Here is a 14,480-nt window from a genome sequence, read left to right as displayed (position 1 = left end):
ATCTAAAAACTGCTCAGTCAGAAACTAGGGGGAGAGACTGAGCAGGTATAAAATTACGCTTGAGCTTTTTTTACTTGGGTTTGCTCTGAAGGGGTTCCATCGGGTTTGTTGTCGATATTAATTTCTTTAATCTCACCGTTTGGTTCACGGAAGAAATACATAAAGATAACCAAGATGACGGTAATCATGATGGCACCGAAGCCCCACATACCAGCCCAGTCAAACGTGAGTCCATTTTGTGGCTCGTCGTAAGCGAACATCTTCTCCATTAACACGCCTCCTAAGCGGTAACCCAACAAGCTACCAATACCTTGGCAACCCAAAGTGATAAGGCCTTGCGCTGCGGTACGCATGTGCGCCGGTGCTTTCTTGTCCACGTAGATGTATGCCGTTACGAAATAGAAGTCGTAGCTCACACCGTGTAATAAGATGCCCGCGAACAATAGTGAGTACAGGTACCAAGTTTCTGCGCTACCGTAGACGAAGAATCCGTAACGAACTGCTGCAGTAAAGAGACCAAGTAGTAATACCTTCTTAATACCAAATCGTTTGGTAAAGAATGGCAGTGCTAACATGAAGAAGATTTCAGAGAACTGACCCAGCGTCATCCAACCCGTCGCATTGCTCATACCTACTTCGGTGAGGTAGCCGTTTGCAAAGATGTAGTAGAACGCCAGTGGCATGCTGAACATGAAAGAACAAACGAAGAATGCTAAGAAGTTTTTGTCTTTCAACAGCACGATAGCGTCTAGGCCAAGCATCACTTTAAGGCTCAGTTTACCGGTACTTTTTGGCGGTGTGTCTGGCAGAGTCAGTGCAAAGATACCCAGTGCAGCAGAAGCAAGAGCTGTCAGAATCAGTGGGATATTGCTTGATGAGATATCACCGTAACCCAACCAACCTGGTAAGAAGCCGATCGCAATACCAGAGGCAATCCAACCTATGGTGCCCATAACGCGGATGCGCGGGAAGTCACGCTCAACATCTTCCACGTTCGAGAAAGCGATACTGTTGGTCAGTGCAATCGTCGGCATATAGGTTAATGAGTACAGCAATAGAAGTGGGAAGAAGGTTGCGAACTCAGTTTGTTGTGCCGCCAAGTACATAAGCGCAGCACCAGCAATCAACATGACAGAGAGTACTTTTTGAGCCGCAAAAAAGCGGTCAGTGATTGATCCTACTAGGATCGGTGACAGGATCGCGGCGATAGCGGTACAAGCGTATGACCAAGCGATCTCAGTTGGGGTAAATCCATTGGTATTGAGTATTTGCCACAAGGGAACAAACCAAGCTCCCCAGATAAACCATTCAATGAACATCATTGAAGACAGTTTGAAGTTATTCGATTTCATTATTATGTCCTTTAGTACTGTAGGGTACGAAGAAGATGGTATTTCAAATGATAATACCAATACAATACCATTGGGGTTGTTTTGTGATCTGATTATCAAAGAGACAGACGATCATTTAACTCCTTTGATCTTAGGTGAAGCGCTCTTGAATGCTCACTTATTGAGTAACTGATTGGTTTTAAGAAGAAACTTTGCGTTGTGCTGACAATTCATTTCATTGACCCCTTAGAGTCTCCCGCGTTTTACGTTGTGCATTACGTCTTGGCTCTGTTGGTCTCTTTTCATCTTTCATCTTGTTTTCCTTCAGAAGCCGTGATTGCAACAAGTAATTGAACGACGTTTGAAATTCTAGGAGGAAAAATGAAGTACTTTGCGATCCCTGCTGTCATGCTCTCAGCATTTGCAATGAGCGCCGCGTTTGCGGTGAGTGATGAGGTGGAGCACTTTGTGAGCTTGGGTGCGCTTGATGGTTATACTGCGTTGAACAAGTCAGAGTTTACGCCTGCAGTTGGTTACCATGCGTTGGTTGATAATACTCATCGATGGAGTTTAGGGGCTGCGCATAGCATCAACTCTAACTACACAACCACCACAGGTTCTTATGACTACCTCTATAACCTGGATTCGAAGTGGGCGATATTTGGTGGAATTTCTGCAGGATATAGCTTCGCTAAGAGTGATGATGGCGTGCTGGCGGGTGGTCAATTTGGTTCAACCTTCGAGCCTGTAGAAAATATGAAGGTCGAGTTAGGCTACCGCATTCACGATACCCTAGAAAATTGGAAAGACAGGGATATGTCGAGAATCGAAGGTATCTACTTCGGTTTCAGTATGAAAGTGTAGCCACTGGTCACCGTCTTTGGTGACCAGTAGTTGGAAGCATAGATCTACCCTGCGAGCTGCTTCGCAATCAATCTTGCTAATATCTCAATCCCTTCTCGCCACTCTTTGGTCTCTTCTAAGTTTGCGACGCTGAATCTTACACAGTGTTTGTATTGCTCGTGGGTGCCAAAAACGGTTCCCGGCAGGATTCCCAGTTTATGCTCTAGGCAATCTAGATAGAGCTTGTAGCTGTCGAACGAATCGGGAAGGGTCAACCAAACCAGAAATGAGCCTTCAGCACGAGATAGGTGGTATCGCCCTTTGACCTCTGGGTATTGATTGAGTGATTCACATAACACCGAATGAAACTGCTTATGGTTGATTTGGTAGAGGCGTTTCATTTTGGCGATATGGCTACGATATCGACCGGATGTCAAAAACTGCCCCACGGCAGACTGCATTAGGTTTGAGCTGCCCATATTATCGCATAGCAGGAACTTCTCGATCTGTTGCTGATACTGCCCTGATAGCAGCCAGCCGATACGTAATCTTGAATCGAGTGTTTTTGATAACGAGTTCACGTAGATCACGCGGCCATCTTGGTCGAGTGCTTTTAAACTTGGCAATGGTGCGTCATAAGCTAGGCTGCCAAACACATCGTCTTCAATGATGGGCAGTTGCTTGGTTACCTCTAACAGCGCTTTTCTATTGTTTAACGGCATGCGAGAGCCCGTAGGATTGGTAAAATTGGGCGTCACTAATATTGTTTTGACAGGCCATTTCTCAATCGCATCTCGTAAGGCGTTAATATCTATTCCCGAGTGAACGCTGCTTGGGATCTCTAACGCTTTGAGCCCCATGGATTCTAGCAACAATAGGTTACCAAAGTAGCATGGTGATTCGACTGCCACGATATCGCCAGGCTCGGTTAAGGCTCTCAGCGCGAGGCTTATTGCTTGCTGAGCACCGTGTGTGATCGCAATTTCGTTGGCGCTGGCTGGTACGCCAATGTCTTGGGTGATCTTGAGGAGTTGTTTGACTAACTGGTCATCACCGGGAGGCAACTGGTAGTAACCGGGTAGCTGTGCTTGAAGGCGACTATGTCGGCCTATTTCGGCATACAGGCTTCGTATTGCGGGGTTGTTGATATTGGGGTGTGCTGAGCCCGTCAGGAGCTTGAGTTTGCCATCAGGGCGTGACAGTACTGAGCGAGTAACTGACAACAGATCGACTTTCTGTGGGCGACTGCTTTTTTCGAACGTAGAGAGTTCGAGTTCCTGCACACGATAGCCAGATTTAGGTACAGAATAGATGAGCCCTGTTGCTTCGAGCTCTTGGTAGGCGCGAATGACGGTGTTTTTGCTCATGTTTAGTTGTGTGCTCAGTTGACGAATAGACGGCAGGCGATCGTGAACATGCAAAATGCCACCTTCTATTTGGTTCTTAATGTGCTGTTCCACCGCCAAGTACTTGTTGATTCCCATTCACTTCTCTCCACTTGCCAAATCTGTAACCATCTAAAACATTCAAACTGTATCTTTAATCTGTATCTGTACCCAACTAAGGTAACAGCATTGTTGAATAGTTGACCAGGGATTTGTCATGTTGATTAAATTTATTCCTTTTGTTTTCGTTATATTATGGTCATCCGGTTTTGTCGGTGCGCGGTTTGGTTTGCAGTATGCGGAACCTGCGACCTTGTTGTCTCTACGCATGATCGCCAATGTCCTCTTGTTCGTGCTTTTGATTGTGATACTCAAACGTAAAATGCCACGCGGCAGTGCGTTCTTTCACAGCAGCGTTGTTGGTGTACTGATTCACGGTTTCTATCTTGGTGGAACCTATCTGGCAATAGAGATGGGTATGCCTGCTGGGTTGAGTGCGCTCTTGGTTGGCCTTCAGCCAATATTGACTGCGGTTATGATTGTGACATTTACTGTTGAGCGCTTTAACTGGGCACAATGGTTAGGCTTGGTACTTGGCTTCTCAGGTATTAGCTTAGTGTTGATGGGTAACATTGAGTGGCAATCGGACGCTCATAAAACGGAAGCAGTATTGCTGTGTGTTCTCGCATTAGTCGGCATTACTTTTGGGACTCTATATCAGAAACGTTTTTGCCAAGGTGTGGATATGGTGGGTAGTGCGATGGTTCAGTATTTCGCATCAGCTATCTTGTTTGTGCCCTATGCGATGAGCTTTGAGACTATGCAGGTTGATTGGACGGTGGAATTTTCGCTAACCATGGTTTGGCTAGTGGTGGTGTTGTCATGTGTCGCGATTCTGTTGTTGCTCTATATGGTGGAACACGGTGCAGCTTCGAGTGTGGCGTCTGTGTTCTATCTAGTGCCTCCGACGACGGCTATTCAAGCTTGGCTGATGTTTGGTGAATCCTTCGACCTTTATGGCGCGATAGGTTTTGCGCTGGCGGCTATCGCTGTTTATCTGGTGGTGAAAAAGCCTGATCTATCCGTGGGCTTCAAGAGAAAGATGCAAGTGAGATTGTAAGCGACCGCTGATAAACCAACAAAAAAGAGCCCATCGGGGCTCTTTCAGTTTCTTCGATACTTTTCCGCTTTTTTGGTAGCTTCTTGCGTTTGGAAATGAGTATTTAAGAGTTGGGCGTTACGCCTTTTTCATCAAGCAAGCGTAAGCCGTTGTGAATGGCGCTTCTTGGTACTGTTTTAGGCCAGTCTCTTTGAACCTCATCATCAATGGGTTGTGCTTTAGGCTCTCTTTAATTGCTGCCGGCGATACCACTTCTACATTTAGGCCATCAATCAGTTGGATAGCTGCTTCTAGTTTGAAGCCGTGACCACCACCTGCGAATTTGCCTTTAGTTTGACGTTGGCGGATAACTACCTTCTCAACTTGGTAATCTTCCATCAGTTTAGCGAAAGAGAACTGGAAGTCTTTCATTTTCTGCGTGTCATTTGCATCGCTGATTGCGACTTTAGAAACGCGGCAATCTGGGATGTTGAACACACCATCTGAAAGAGAAAGTAGACAAATGATCGCATCATTACCTTTGATTTCAACGCCACAAATTTTCATGTTTTTACCTATCGATTTAACAGCCGTACATTATGGGTGGAATTGACTGATATCGCCAGTCAATTACGGGAATTAGGTGATGTTATTTGGTACGAACGTTTACATCTGGATGAGTTGTAATCGAACAAATTTGCGACAACGTTTGCTATGAGATCGACCTCACAAATTCGTAGCGCGAATTAATGCTTATACGATATATTATATGAATATCATTAAATATCGTATGGTTAAGAGGACCAATGAGTATCAACAACCTTTCCATCCGCAGTAAGATCGCGATTCCACTGCTGGTGATCGTTGCAGTTTTCTCTGCAGTGACTGTTATGAATGTGATTAAGTCGAACCAACAAGCGGCGATCAATCACGAACTGAATAATGTTGTGCAACCTGTTTTGGAAAACCTAGAAGATGGCTATCGTGATATCTATCAAGTCATCTCTGCGGCACAAGGCCTTTTGCTCGCTAAAGATCAAGCATCGATCGATTACCAGACTTTCGAGTTCAAAGACAATGCGTACAAAGCGGTTCCACGTTTTGAGAGCGTACAGAAGTTGTATGATGCTGGCGTTCTTGATCATTCGTCTCGTAATGAGCTGACCAAGTTAGTCTCTTCAATGAGCCGATGGGTTGAGCTGCATGAACCTATGTTTGCAGACCCTGAAAATGCTCAGGCTTATAACCGCGAATTCACACCTGTGCTGGATGCTGAGTTTGAAACCATTCGCAACCAACTTTGGTCTATCCGTTCACTTATCGAGAAGAAGCAAGCGGAATTGCGTCAACAAGCGGATGATTCGATTGAATCAAGCAAGATTGTTATTGAAGTCGGTATGGGTGTCGCGATTTTAGCTGCGTGTTTTGCGTTATGGCTGTCAAACCGCTTTATCGTGAAGCCTATCCAAGACGTAGAAAAAGCAATGAGTGAAATCGCCTCTGGTGATGGTGATCTGTCTCAGCGTATGAAAGTGGAAGGTAGTGATGAAATTGCACGCCTGAGCGCCGCATTCAATGAGTTTGTTGGCAAAATCCATGTGACCGTTGAACAAGTGATCTTCGCTTCTAATGCAGTACGCTCAGAGATGGAAAACATTAAGTCTCTGACTCAGAGCGTCGCTGAGTTCTCGGCTAATCAACAGCAAGAGAGTGAAGTGGTTGCTGCTGCGGTACATGAAATGCAAGCGACCAGTGCCGCTGTGAGCGGTAATGCCCTTGATGCTGCAACAGCAAGTAACACGGCAACTCGTGAAGTCGAATCAACCAATAACACCTTGGCGTTAACAGTTGGTTCAATTGAACGTTTGGCAGACGACATTGAGAATGCAAGCGGTGTGGTTCATAACCTAGATACCGACGTGAAGAGCATTGCTTCGATCCTTGGTGTGATCAAAGGTATCGCCGAGCAGACTAACCTATTGGCTCTAAACGCGGCTATCGAAGCGGCACGTGCGGGCGAACAGGGGCGTGGTTTTGCTGTGGTTGCCGACGAAGTTCGTGCACTAGCAAGCAAAACTCAAGATAGCACGGGTGAGATTGAATCCATGATTGAACGCCTTGAGCAGGGAGCAAAGCAAGCAGTCAATGTGATGAATGAGAGCAAAGAGAGTGGCGAGAAAACCATTACTCAAGCTGAAACTGCGGCAGCATCGCTAGCTGAAATCAGCAGCTCAATCGGCATGATGAATGAGATGAACACTCAAATCGCGACAGCCGCTTCTCAGCAGTCTCATGTGTCTGAAGAAGTGAACCAAAATGTTCAACGCATTGCGGAAAGTACCGCTCAAATGGTTGAGATGGCAAGCAGTGCTGAGAATGCTTGTATGGCATTGGCAGAGCAGTGCGAATCACTAGACAGATTGGTATCTCAATTCGAAGTTTAGTGGTTGAACTGATTCAATATCTTCCTGTTGTAATGAATAGCAACTGACAGTAAAAATCAAAAAGTCCGCATTTACTTTCAACGTAAATGCGGGCTTTTTAATGGTTCAAACAAACCTAGCTGCTGCGACCGTCTTTGTAGGTGTAGCGATAGTCAACAGTGATTGCGGCTTGATAATGCACATCACCACTCATATTGGTGATCTTCTTCACTTCCATATTGGCATCATCAATTTTAAACGAATCATATTTGGTTGTGTTTCTGAACTGAGGCAGTTCTCTTGAAAGTTCAAAAGAACTCTTTGTGCTTAACTCTTCCATAAGGTTAGCCCCTGCATCGTATGCTTCCGCTTCGGTAACAAATGTATCTGACTTAAGCGTTGTTTCTAGAATTGCTGTTTTAGTTGCTGCAAACGCTGTTGTGCTTAGAACAAGTGTTGATGCAAGTACGATTAATTTCTTCATAGGAATACCTTACTTTTTGTGAGCACCAGTGTTTCGGTGCACAACCAAGATACCAACCAAGTGGTACGACAAGTGTCAGGGGAGATACTGTATTTGTAAGACAAAAGTAAGAATTGTCGTCGAATGTCAGAGCATCGTCCGAACAATAAATACGCAATTGAATGGCTGGATATCAATAGTGCCGATGCGTGAATCAAGATGACTTAAATAAGTTAATTCAATAGACTTAATAGACGATGTTAGTAAACAGAAACAGATTATCTAAAAGACAGGTGTAGTATGGCGAATTGGGAAGGGGTGAGTGAATTCGTAGCAGTGGCCGAGCGAGAGAGCTTTACTGGTGCTGCCAATAAACTATCAACCTCCGTTGCGCAGATAAGCCGTCGTGTCGCTAGCTTGGAAGAGCGACTAGCCGTTAAGTTATTCAATCGAACGACGCGAAAAGTTTCTTTAACCGAAGCCGGTCAGCTTTACTATCAACAGTGTAAGCAGCTCGTCGAAGGGTTGGAGTTAGCAGAGCTCGCGGTCACGCAGATGCAATCGACGCCCAAGGGCCTACTTAAAGTCACTGCCCCTGTTACCTATGGTGAGCGCCAACTTGCTCCTTTGCTGCATCAGTTTTTAGCTCTGTACCCACAGGTCGAGCTTGAGTTGATGTTAACCAATCAAAAGTTGGATCTCATTGACTCAGGGGTCGATGTTGCGATTCGTTTGGGTCGATTGGAAGATTCAAGCCTAGTGGCAAAGCGCCTTTCTCAAAGGCAACTCTACGTCTGTGCTAGCCCTGGCTACATTGAACATTATGGCGAACCACATACTTTATCTGAGCTTTCCAATCATCAGTGTTTAGTCGGTGGCTTCGAGCACTGGCGTTTTAAAGAGAATGGTCAGCCACGATCAGTACGCGTTAATGGAAGAATTAAGTGCAATAGTGGCTTGGCGCTTTTAGATGCTGCAAAGCAGAGTATTGGTTTAGTGCAGTTACCTGAATACTACGTTAGCGATGATTTAGAGTCTGGGGAATTGGTTGAAGTGTTGTCCGATTTCCGAGACGACAAAGAGGGGATCTGGGCGCTTTATCCGCAAAACCGTAACCTCTCCTCTAAAGTCCGTCTGCTGGTGGATTTTCTCGCCGAGAACCTAGATTAATGAATACCGAGCCAGTGACGGAACACGATACTCGACTGATTCGAGGTGTGTTTCATAGCCTTGAAGAGCACTATGGTTGGTTCGATTGGTGGCCAACCAGCGATCCCTATCAGATCATGATGGGAGCGATTCTCGTCCAAAATACCAACTGGAAGAATGCAGAAAAAGCGCTCGATAATTTAGGAAAAACGATCGCTCCACAGCAAGTTGCAGATATGGAACTTGCTACATTGGCACAAGCCATTCGCTCAAGTGGTTACTATAACCAAAAGGCACTCAAACTGAAGGCGATGACGCAGTGGTTTGCGGATTACAACTACGATATTCAAGCTGTACGCGCACAAGATACCAAAGTATTGAGAAAACAACTGCTAGCGGTTAAAGGTATTGGTGGCGAAACTGCAGACGCGATTTTAGTGTATGCGATTGGGAAGGCGTCGTTTGTGATTGACGCGTATGCGAGAAGAATCTTTGAGCGGAATGGTTTGGTTGTCCCTAAGTCATATGAGAAGTTTCATGACTTGATGGAGGCTGTGATTCCTCCAAACACAAAAACCTACGGGTATTACCACGGTCTGCTGGTGGAGCATGGTCAGCAGTTTTGTCACCCCAAACCAAAATGTGAACAATGTCCTTTAGTCGCTCAATGCAAAGGTGCATTTATAATTTATTGATCGATCAGCAGCTCTCTAACCTTCTTTTTGTATGAATTGAACATAGGTTACTCCTTACATAGTAAAACGCCCTTACTAAAGCGTAAGGGCGTTATTTAATGTGCTTGCTCAATGGTGAGACTAAACCGTGAATCTATCGACTAAATGATACAACTCATTCGCACGGTTATTGAGATTTTGGCTGCCCGCACGGTTTTCATTCGCCAGTGTCGCTGATTGAGAGCTAGAGTCTGATATTACTACAACACGTTGTGAAATCTCCTGACCAACAATATTTTGCTCTTCAGTCGCCGTTGCAATGAGAGAGTTCATGTCCATGATGGTATCAATCGACTCTTGAATTCTTGCTAGTGCTTCAGCGGCTGCATTGGCTTCTTCTACTGTTTGAGCACTGCGATTTTGGCTCGAATCCATTGCTTTTACAGCGGCATCAGAAGCGGCTTTCAGTTGTTCGATCATCGTGTGGATTTCACCGGTACTTTCTTGAGTACGGCTCGCCAGTTTACGAACTTCATCGGCAACCACAGCAAAGCCACGTCCTTGCTCACCTGCACGTGCCGCCTCAATAGCAGCGTTCAATGCCAATAGGTTGGTTTGTTCTGCGATGTCTTGGATAACCGCCAAAGAAGACGAGATGTTTTGTACGTCACCTTCAAGTTGTGAAACTACCGTGTTCGCCTCTGACACTTCAGAGGCTAACCCAGCCACAGACTCCGCGGCTGCATTCACAATCTCTTGAGCTTCACGGGCGTTGGTTTCTGCCTGCTTCGCCGAGTTGGCTGCTTGGCTTGCATTGCTTGAGATCTCTTGTGCTGTCGTTGTCATCTCTGTCATCGCAGTCGCAACTTGTTCCGTCTCTTCACGTTGACCTACCGCTAGTTCGTCTACTTGAGCGGCGCGAGCTGACATACTATTGGTTTCGTTAACCACCTGTTGACCGACATCGCTGACACTACGAATGATAGTTTGCAGGCTGGCAACAAACGCATTGAAGTTGTCACTTAAACGAGCAAACTCAGGAGCTCGGAACGGTTCCATACGAGCTGTCAGATCAGCTTCACCGCTTGCAAACGAGCTAATAGAGCGATCCAGTTGCTCGATTGGCTTCATAATGGTTCGGTTGATTCCCACTGCAAAGACCGCGACGATCGCAGCGATCAGGCCACAGAATAGAGTGATCGCAGTGATCGTGCTCTGTAGTGCTTGGTTTGAGCTCGTTTCCATCTCAGCAATCACAGCATCAATGTCATCGGTGTAGAAACCAGTACCGAGCATTAAGTCCCATTGAGGAATAAATACCGAGTAACTCAGCTTTGGTAGAGCTTCTGTTTCACCCAATTTAGGGAAGTAATAGGTGGTAAATTGTCCGCTCTTCGAGTTCCTGATTAGGTCTTGAATCAGGTAGTTGCCTTTTTTGTCTTGTAGGTTGAAGTAGTTCTTGCCAATACCATCGGTACTTTGACCAACTACAACACGCACACCTTTCGAGTCGTAGCCAAAGATGTAGCCTGACTCGCCATATTCAAGTTTACGCAGGGTTGGTAGGGCTTCTTCTAACGTTGCACCGCGCTCTAAGAAAGGAGCGATCGATGACTCAGCCATTTGAAGGTAAGACTTCAGCTCTTTCTGCTTCATCTCCATCATATTGGTGCGAGTAGAGTTGACCTGCTCAGCGGTGAGTTCGGTTGTCTTTAAATAGCTTACGTAAATCATTCCCAGCGTCATAAAGAGGAGAGGGATAAAAGACAAAATATAGAGACGGTTTCTGATGGTTAGACTCATAAAGACTTCCTACTGCAGAGATATTGTTTTTTATTAGGTCATAAGACCGATTGAACAGATGGAGCTTTGCGACACACTGCTCAAAAAATGGTACATATCGTTTTACAGTATTTGTATGTTTAAAAAATGTAAATGCGCCATTGGTCTAAACGTTACATTTGCATAGTTTTGTTCTATAAATTTGACAGCGATTAACTTTTTTCTGAATGTGTGAGTAATGTACTCAGCGTAAGTGAGAGCAGGAGAGTGAAGAGGATTGCGTAAGAACTTTTGATAGCTTGAATGCTTTGCTAGAATGCGGCGCTCTGTGGCAATCCAGTCACATCGTTATTGATTTAAGTGAGTACATTCATGAAGAAAAGCCAGGTGACGATTGGTTTAACTAACCCGAAAAGCCCGACCAATGTTGGAGCAGTGATGCGAGCTGCAGGCTGTTATCAAGTGGATGAAGTTAAGTACACAGGTCAACGTTATGAAAAGGCTGCTAAATTTCATACCGATACGAAGAGTGCAACTCGCAATATTCCACTGGTAGGGGTTGATTCATTTCTTGATGACCTTCACCCAGAAACTAAAATTGTCTGCGTTGAATTAGCAGAGGGGGCGACGCCACTGCCAAGATTTCAGCACCCAGAAAACGCCATTTATATCTTCGGCCCAGAAGATGGTTCGATTTCTCAAGATGTTGCTGATCGCGCTGACCACGTTGTATATGTGCCAACAGTAGGCTGTATGAACTTGGCGGCGACAGTGAATGTACTTCTGTACGATCGACTTGCTAAGTCTGATGATATGGATGAGAGCAACGAGCTGATTAAAAAGAGCCGTGATAACCGCAATCACCTACAAGTGAAAGAGAAAGCGGTTTAAACATCGATAAAAGAATCGGCTAGTTCATTACGGCGGGGAACCGCAATGAAGCTAGCCGATTGCTGCTTATAACATCATGCTTTAACTATTATTTCATAATGCTTAATTTATGATGTTCTCACTGAGTTAAGGACACTTAGACGCCATAACTTGTAATGGTTGTCCTGCATCATCGAACTTCAAACTCCAAACATACTTTCCGGCGTCACGGATCGTTACTGCTGTGTCTTTACCGTAACCGCCTTTCGTTAGCTCAGCCTCTTGACCGAGTTTGATACTAAGCCCATCAGCCGTGTATTGCGGAGACCAAGACTTAGACGCATATTGCATGCGGTAGCTACCTGGCTTCTCATTGGTCACAACTTGATAGGTATTATCGCCACGGTAAGTGAAAGCTCTCCCTTCTTTGTGTTTCCAGCCTGAGTCAGCGAAGTTGCCCACGACATAGAGCTTGCTGTTTACTGGGCCTGCTTCAGATACGACAGGGTTGTCACACTGAGCCATAAAGCCTTGTCCAGATACAGGTGCAGCAGCTGTTACAGCAGCGATAGGTCCAGCCGCACTTGGCTTATCGACATTTAAGAATCGACCTTCAAATGGTGCGAGCTCAACTTGGTAGCTGTCACCAGAAGCGGTGATTTTCTCTTGAGAAAGTAAGTCGCTCAGCCCAGCTTCAGATCCTGTTTGTTCCTTGGTTAGCTCTAACGTGTACGCCTTATCCGTTACGTTGACGGTATAGATGATAGCTTCGTTTTTGGTTCCTTTGTGGTCGACGTAAACGGAATCATTGGCAAGTAAATGAGTACGTTTACCTTGAGATAGTGCAGGGTGATCTTGGCGAAGTGTCATCAGTGTCGTGACATATTGCTTGAGATCTTGCTCGCGAGCATTGAGGTCAGCAGTGACTCCTTCCACTTTGCCGCTGGTACGTGCTACGTGGTCATCACAAAGTCCTGGAATGGCACAGTCTTCCCATACCTTATCTGCAAACCCATCCAACTGATCGCCAATCTCATCACCGTAGTACGTGGTGATTGGGCCTGTATAAGCAGCTTGGAATGAGAAAGCTGCTTTGTATCGTTGCCAATATTCATCATCTTCTGGTGATGCGATATCGCCACGTTGCAGTAAGTCACCAAAACGAACTAAGTCGTGGTTACCAATCATAAGGTTTGGTTTTGCGTGGTCTGGGTATAACGAGTGCAGTGACATACCTTCAGCCAACCATTCGCCACCTTTACCACCGACACCGGCTTCGTTGACTGCAAAGGTTTCTGTTAAGCGGTAACGTACTGGGAAATCAAACGCTGAACAGAGTGCTGGAGTGCTATCGCTACCATAACCTGTTTCAATGATTCGGTTTTCGCCCGCCCAAATCTCAGCGACCATATAACCAAGTGGATTAACGGTTTCACCCTCTGAGTTCACGTACTCAACTTCAGCCGAGGCGACATCGACGCTTTTACGAATTTCCGCCCATGCATCTTTTGGTACTTGATAGGCTTGGTCTAGACGCCAACCATCAATTTTAAGCTCCTTGATCCAATAAGTAGCAACCTCTTTGTAGAACTCTAAACTCTCTGGATAAGCGACTGGGTTGTTCTCACCTTGTGGTAGTTTGCCTGTTGGTGATGGCGCAACATTACCTTTGTGGTGCCCAAACACACCATCAAAGAATACATATAAGCCACGCGCATGAGCCTCTTCTACGAGCTGTTTGGCTTGTTCTAATGTACCGAACCTAGGGTCGATGCTGAAATAATCCGTTGCGAAGTAGCCGGTTGCATCTAGTCTATCCGCCCAATGGTCTTGCCCTGCAACAGGTTCAGAGTTGAAGATTGGAGTTAGCCAAATACCGTTCATACCCAGTGATTCGATGTAATCGAGCGAGTCAATGATGCCTTGAATGTCACCTTTGTGATGGCTAGTGCCGTAGCCGGTACCGTGTCCAAACGAATCGTCGCCATTCACAAAACTTTCGACCATCACTTGGTAAATGCGTAGGTCATTAATTTCAGCGCTGTGTGTGGTTTGACATTGGTAGGCATTGAGGTCGACCTGTTCAGAGGTCTCGGTTGTTGATTGGCATCCAGCTAAGAGTGCTACAGAAACCGCTAAAGCCGTCGTGGTTAGGGTGCGTTTCACGTTTAAGTCCTTATTATTGTGTTTTGCTTTATTATTGACCAAGTAAAACAGAGGCAAATCATCCATAAATCAAAGGCCTAAGGATGAGAAAAAGGGCTGAGAGATCTCAATCACAATATATTTACATTTCACTGCGCAGAGTATGATTTGGTGCAAAATTATTCACCGATTAAAGGTATGTGGTGAAGTAAAAATAGTTTGTTTGTGCATCCATCAAATAGAACCTTTGCTCAAGACATTTTTGGTTCTGTCTACGGGGTCACTTTTCGCTATCTCAAAATGCACAGTCAGCACT

12 protein-coding genes are annotated in these 14,480 nt (G+C 45.4%); 6 read left to right on the top strand and 6 right to left on the bottom strand.

Annotated elements, in window-relative coordinates; genetic code table 11:
• Positions 1 to 53 precede the first annotated feature (53 nt).
• Positions 54 to 1,352: a nucleoside permease gene (locus L1D60_RS00280; RefSeq protein ID WP_239839199.1), complete on the bottom strand. Its 1,299-nt coding sequence runs from the start codon at positions 1,350 to 1,352 to the stop codon at positions 54 to 56.
• A gap of 360 nt (positions 1,353 to 1,712) precedes the next feature.
• Here L1D60_RS00280 and L1D60_RS00275 point away from each other — a divergent pair, with 360 nt between their 5' ends.
• Complete coding sequence (locus L1D60_RS00275; RefSeq protein WP_239839198.1) at positions 1,713 to 2,195, top strand: hypothetical protein; 483 nt, start codon at positions 1,713 to 1,715, stop codon at positions 2,193 to 2,195.
• A 44-nt stretch (positions 2,196 to 2,239) separates the two neighbouring features.
• On the opposite strand, the gene L1D60_RS00270 is transcribed toward L1D60_RS00275, so the two are convergent.
• Positions 2,240 to 3,658 (bottom strand): PLP-dependent aminotransferase family protein, encoded by a 1,419-nt coding sequence (locus tag L1D60_RS00270; protein WP_239839197.1) that lies wholly within the window; start codon positions 3,656 to 3,658, stop codon positions 2,240 to 2,242.
• Between the two features lie 118 nt (positions 3,659 to 3,776).
• Here L1D60_RS00270 and L1D60_RS00265 point away from each other — a divergent pair, with 118 nt between their 5' ends.
• The gene (locus L1D60_RS00265) at positions 3,777 to 4,679 is read left to right on the top strand and encodes a DMT family transporter (protein WP_239839196.1); all 903 of its coding nucleotides are present in this window, start codon (positions 3,777 to 3,779) and stop codon (positions 4,677 to 4,679) included.
• A 117-nt stretch (positions 4,680 to 4,796) separates the two neighbouring features.
• On the opposite strand, the gene L1D60_RS00260 is transcribed toward L1D60_RS00265, so the two are convergent.
• A complete protein-coding gene (locus L1D60_RS00260; protein ID WP_239839195.1) occupies positions 4,797 to 5,225 on the bottom strand; it encodes a DUF3010 family protein in 429 nt (142 codons plus the stop codon).
• A 239-nt stretch (positions 5,226 to 5,464) separates the two neighbouring features.
• Between L1D60_RS00260 and L1D60_RS00255 the strand changes: the two genes are divergently transcribed.
• The gene (locus L1D60_RS00255) at positions 5,465 to 7,102 is read left to right on the top strand and encodes a methyl-accepting chemotaxis protein (RefSeq protein WP_239839194.1); all 1,638 of its coding nucleotides are present in this window, start codon (positions 5,465 to 5,467) and stop codon (positions 7,100 to 7,102) included.
• Positions 7,103 to 7,217: 115 nt separating this feature from the next.
• On the opposite strand, the gene L1D60_RS00250 is transcribed toward L1D60_RS00255, so the two are convergent.
• Positions 7,218 to 7,565 carry a DUF3316 domain-containing protein gene (locus tag L1D60_RS00250; protein ID WP_032553445.1) on the bottom strand — a complete coding sequence of 116 codons (348 nt, stop codon included), beginning with the start codon at positions 7,563 to 7,565 and terminating at the stop codon, positions 7,218 to 7,220.
• Positions 7,566 to 7,844: 279 nt separating this feature from the next.
• Here L1D60_RS00250 and L1D60_RS00245 point away from each other — a divergent pair, with 279 nt between their 5' ends.
• Together L1D60_RS00245 and L1D60_RS00240 are read left to right on the top strand one after the other, a co-directional pair.
• Complete coding sequence (locus tag L1D60_RS00245; protein WP_239839193.1) at positions 7,845 to 8,714, top strand: LysR substrate-binding domain-containing protein; 870 nt, start codon at positions 7,845 to 7,847, stop codon at positions 8,712 to 8,714.
• Entirely contained in the window at positions 8,714 to 9,388 is a 675-nt protein-coding gene (locus tag L1D60_RS00240; RefSeq protein WP_239839192.1) for an endonuclease, read from the top strand. Before L1D60_RS00245 ends, L1D60_RS00240 begins: the two co-directional genes overlap by 1 nt.
• Before the next feature lie 120 nt (positions 9,389 to 9,508).
• Here the strand turns inward: L1D60_RS00240 and L1D60_RS00235 are convergent, their stop codons facing one another.
• The gene (locus L1D60_RS00235; RefSeq protein ID WP_239839191.1) at positions 9,509 to 11,170 is read right to left on the bottom strand and encodes a methyl-accepting chemotaxis protein; all 1,662 of its coding nucleotides are present in this window, start codon (positions 11,168 to 11,170) and stop codon (positions 9,509 to 9,511) included.
• A gap of 351 nt (positions 11,171 to 11,521) precedes the next feature.
• Between L1D60_RS00235 and L1D60_RS00230 the strand changes: the two genes are divergently transcribed.
• Positions 11,522 to 12,040 (top strand): RNA methyltransferase, encoded by a 519-nt coding sequence (locus L1D60_RS00230; protein ID WP_239839190.1) that lies wholly within the window; start codon positions 11,522 to 11,524, stop codon positions 12,038 to 12,040.
• Between the two features lie 126 nt (positions 12,041 to 12,166).
• On the opposite strand, the gene L1D60_RS00225 is transcribed toward L1D60_RS00230, so the two are convergent.
• The gene (locus L1D60_RS00225; RefSeq protein WP_239840415.1) at positions 12,167 to 14,227 is read right to left on the bottom strand and encodes an alpha-amylase family glycosyl hydrolase; all 2,061 of its coding nucleotides are present in this window, start codon (positions 14,225 to 14,227) and stop codon (positions 12,167 to 12,169) included.
• Between the last annotated feature and the right edge of the window lie 253 nt (positions 14,228 to 14,480).

Source organism: Vibrio sp. Isolate30, from assembly GCF_022397975.1.
Lineage (GTDB): Bacteria > Pseudomonadota > Gammaproteobacteria > Enterobacterales > Vibrionaceae > Vibrio > Vibrio fortis.
Note: the sequence above shows the minus strand (reverse complement) of the source record. Positions and strands in the feature narration are given on the sequence as shown.

Excerpts from the sequence above, each read along its gene's own strand:
- L1D60_RS00280 (WP_239839199.1), bottom strand. The coding sequence starts at position 1,352 with ATGAAATCGAATAACTTCAAACTGTCTTCAATGATGTTCATTGAATGG.
- L1D60_RS00275 (WP_239839198.1), top strand. The coding sequence starts at position 1,713 with ATGAAGTACTTTGCGATCCCTGCTGTCATGCTCTCAGCATTTGCAATG.
- L1D60_RS00270 (WP_239839197.1), bottom strand. The coding sequence starts at position 3,658 with ATGGGAATCAACAAGTACTTGGCGGTGGAACAGCACATTAAGAACCAA.
- L1D60_RS00265 (WP_239839196.1), top strand. The coding sequence starts at position 3,777 with ATGTTGATTAAATTTATTCCTTTTGTTTTCGTTATATTATGGTCATCC.
- L1D60_RS00260 (WP_239839195.1), bottom strand. The coding sequence starts at position 5,225 with ATGAAAATTTGTGGCGTTGAAATCAAAGGTAATGATGCGATCATTTGT.
- L1D60_RS00255 (WP_239839194.1), top strand. The coding sequence starts at position 5,465 with ATGAGTATCAACAACCTTTCCATCCGCAGTAAGATCGCGATTCCACTG.
- L1D60_RS00250 (WP_032553445.1), bottom strand. The coding sequence starts at position 7,565 with ATGAAGAAATTAATCGTACTTGCATCAACACTTGTTCTAAGCACAACA.
- L1D60_RS00245 (WP_239839193.1), top strand. The coding sequence starts at position 7,845 with ATGGCGAATTGGGAAGGGGTGAGTGAATTCGTAGCAGTGGCCGAGCGA.
- L1D60_RS00240 (WP_239839192.1), top strand. The coding sequence starts at position 8,714 with ATGAATACCGAGCCAGTGACGGAACACGATACTCGACTGATTCGAGGT.
- L1D60_RS00235 (WP_239839191.1), bottom strand. The coding sequence starts at position 11,170 with ATGAGTCTAACCATCAGAAACCGTCTCTATATTTTGTCTTTTATCCCT.
- L1D60_RS00230 (WP_239839190.1), top strand. The coding sequence starts at position 11,522 with ATGAAGAAAAGCCAGGTGACGATTGGTTTAACTAACCCGAAAAGCCCG.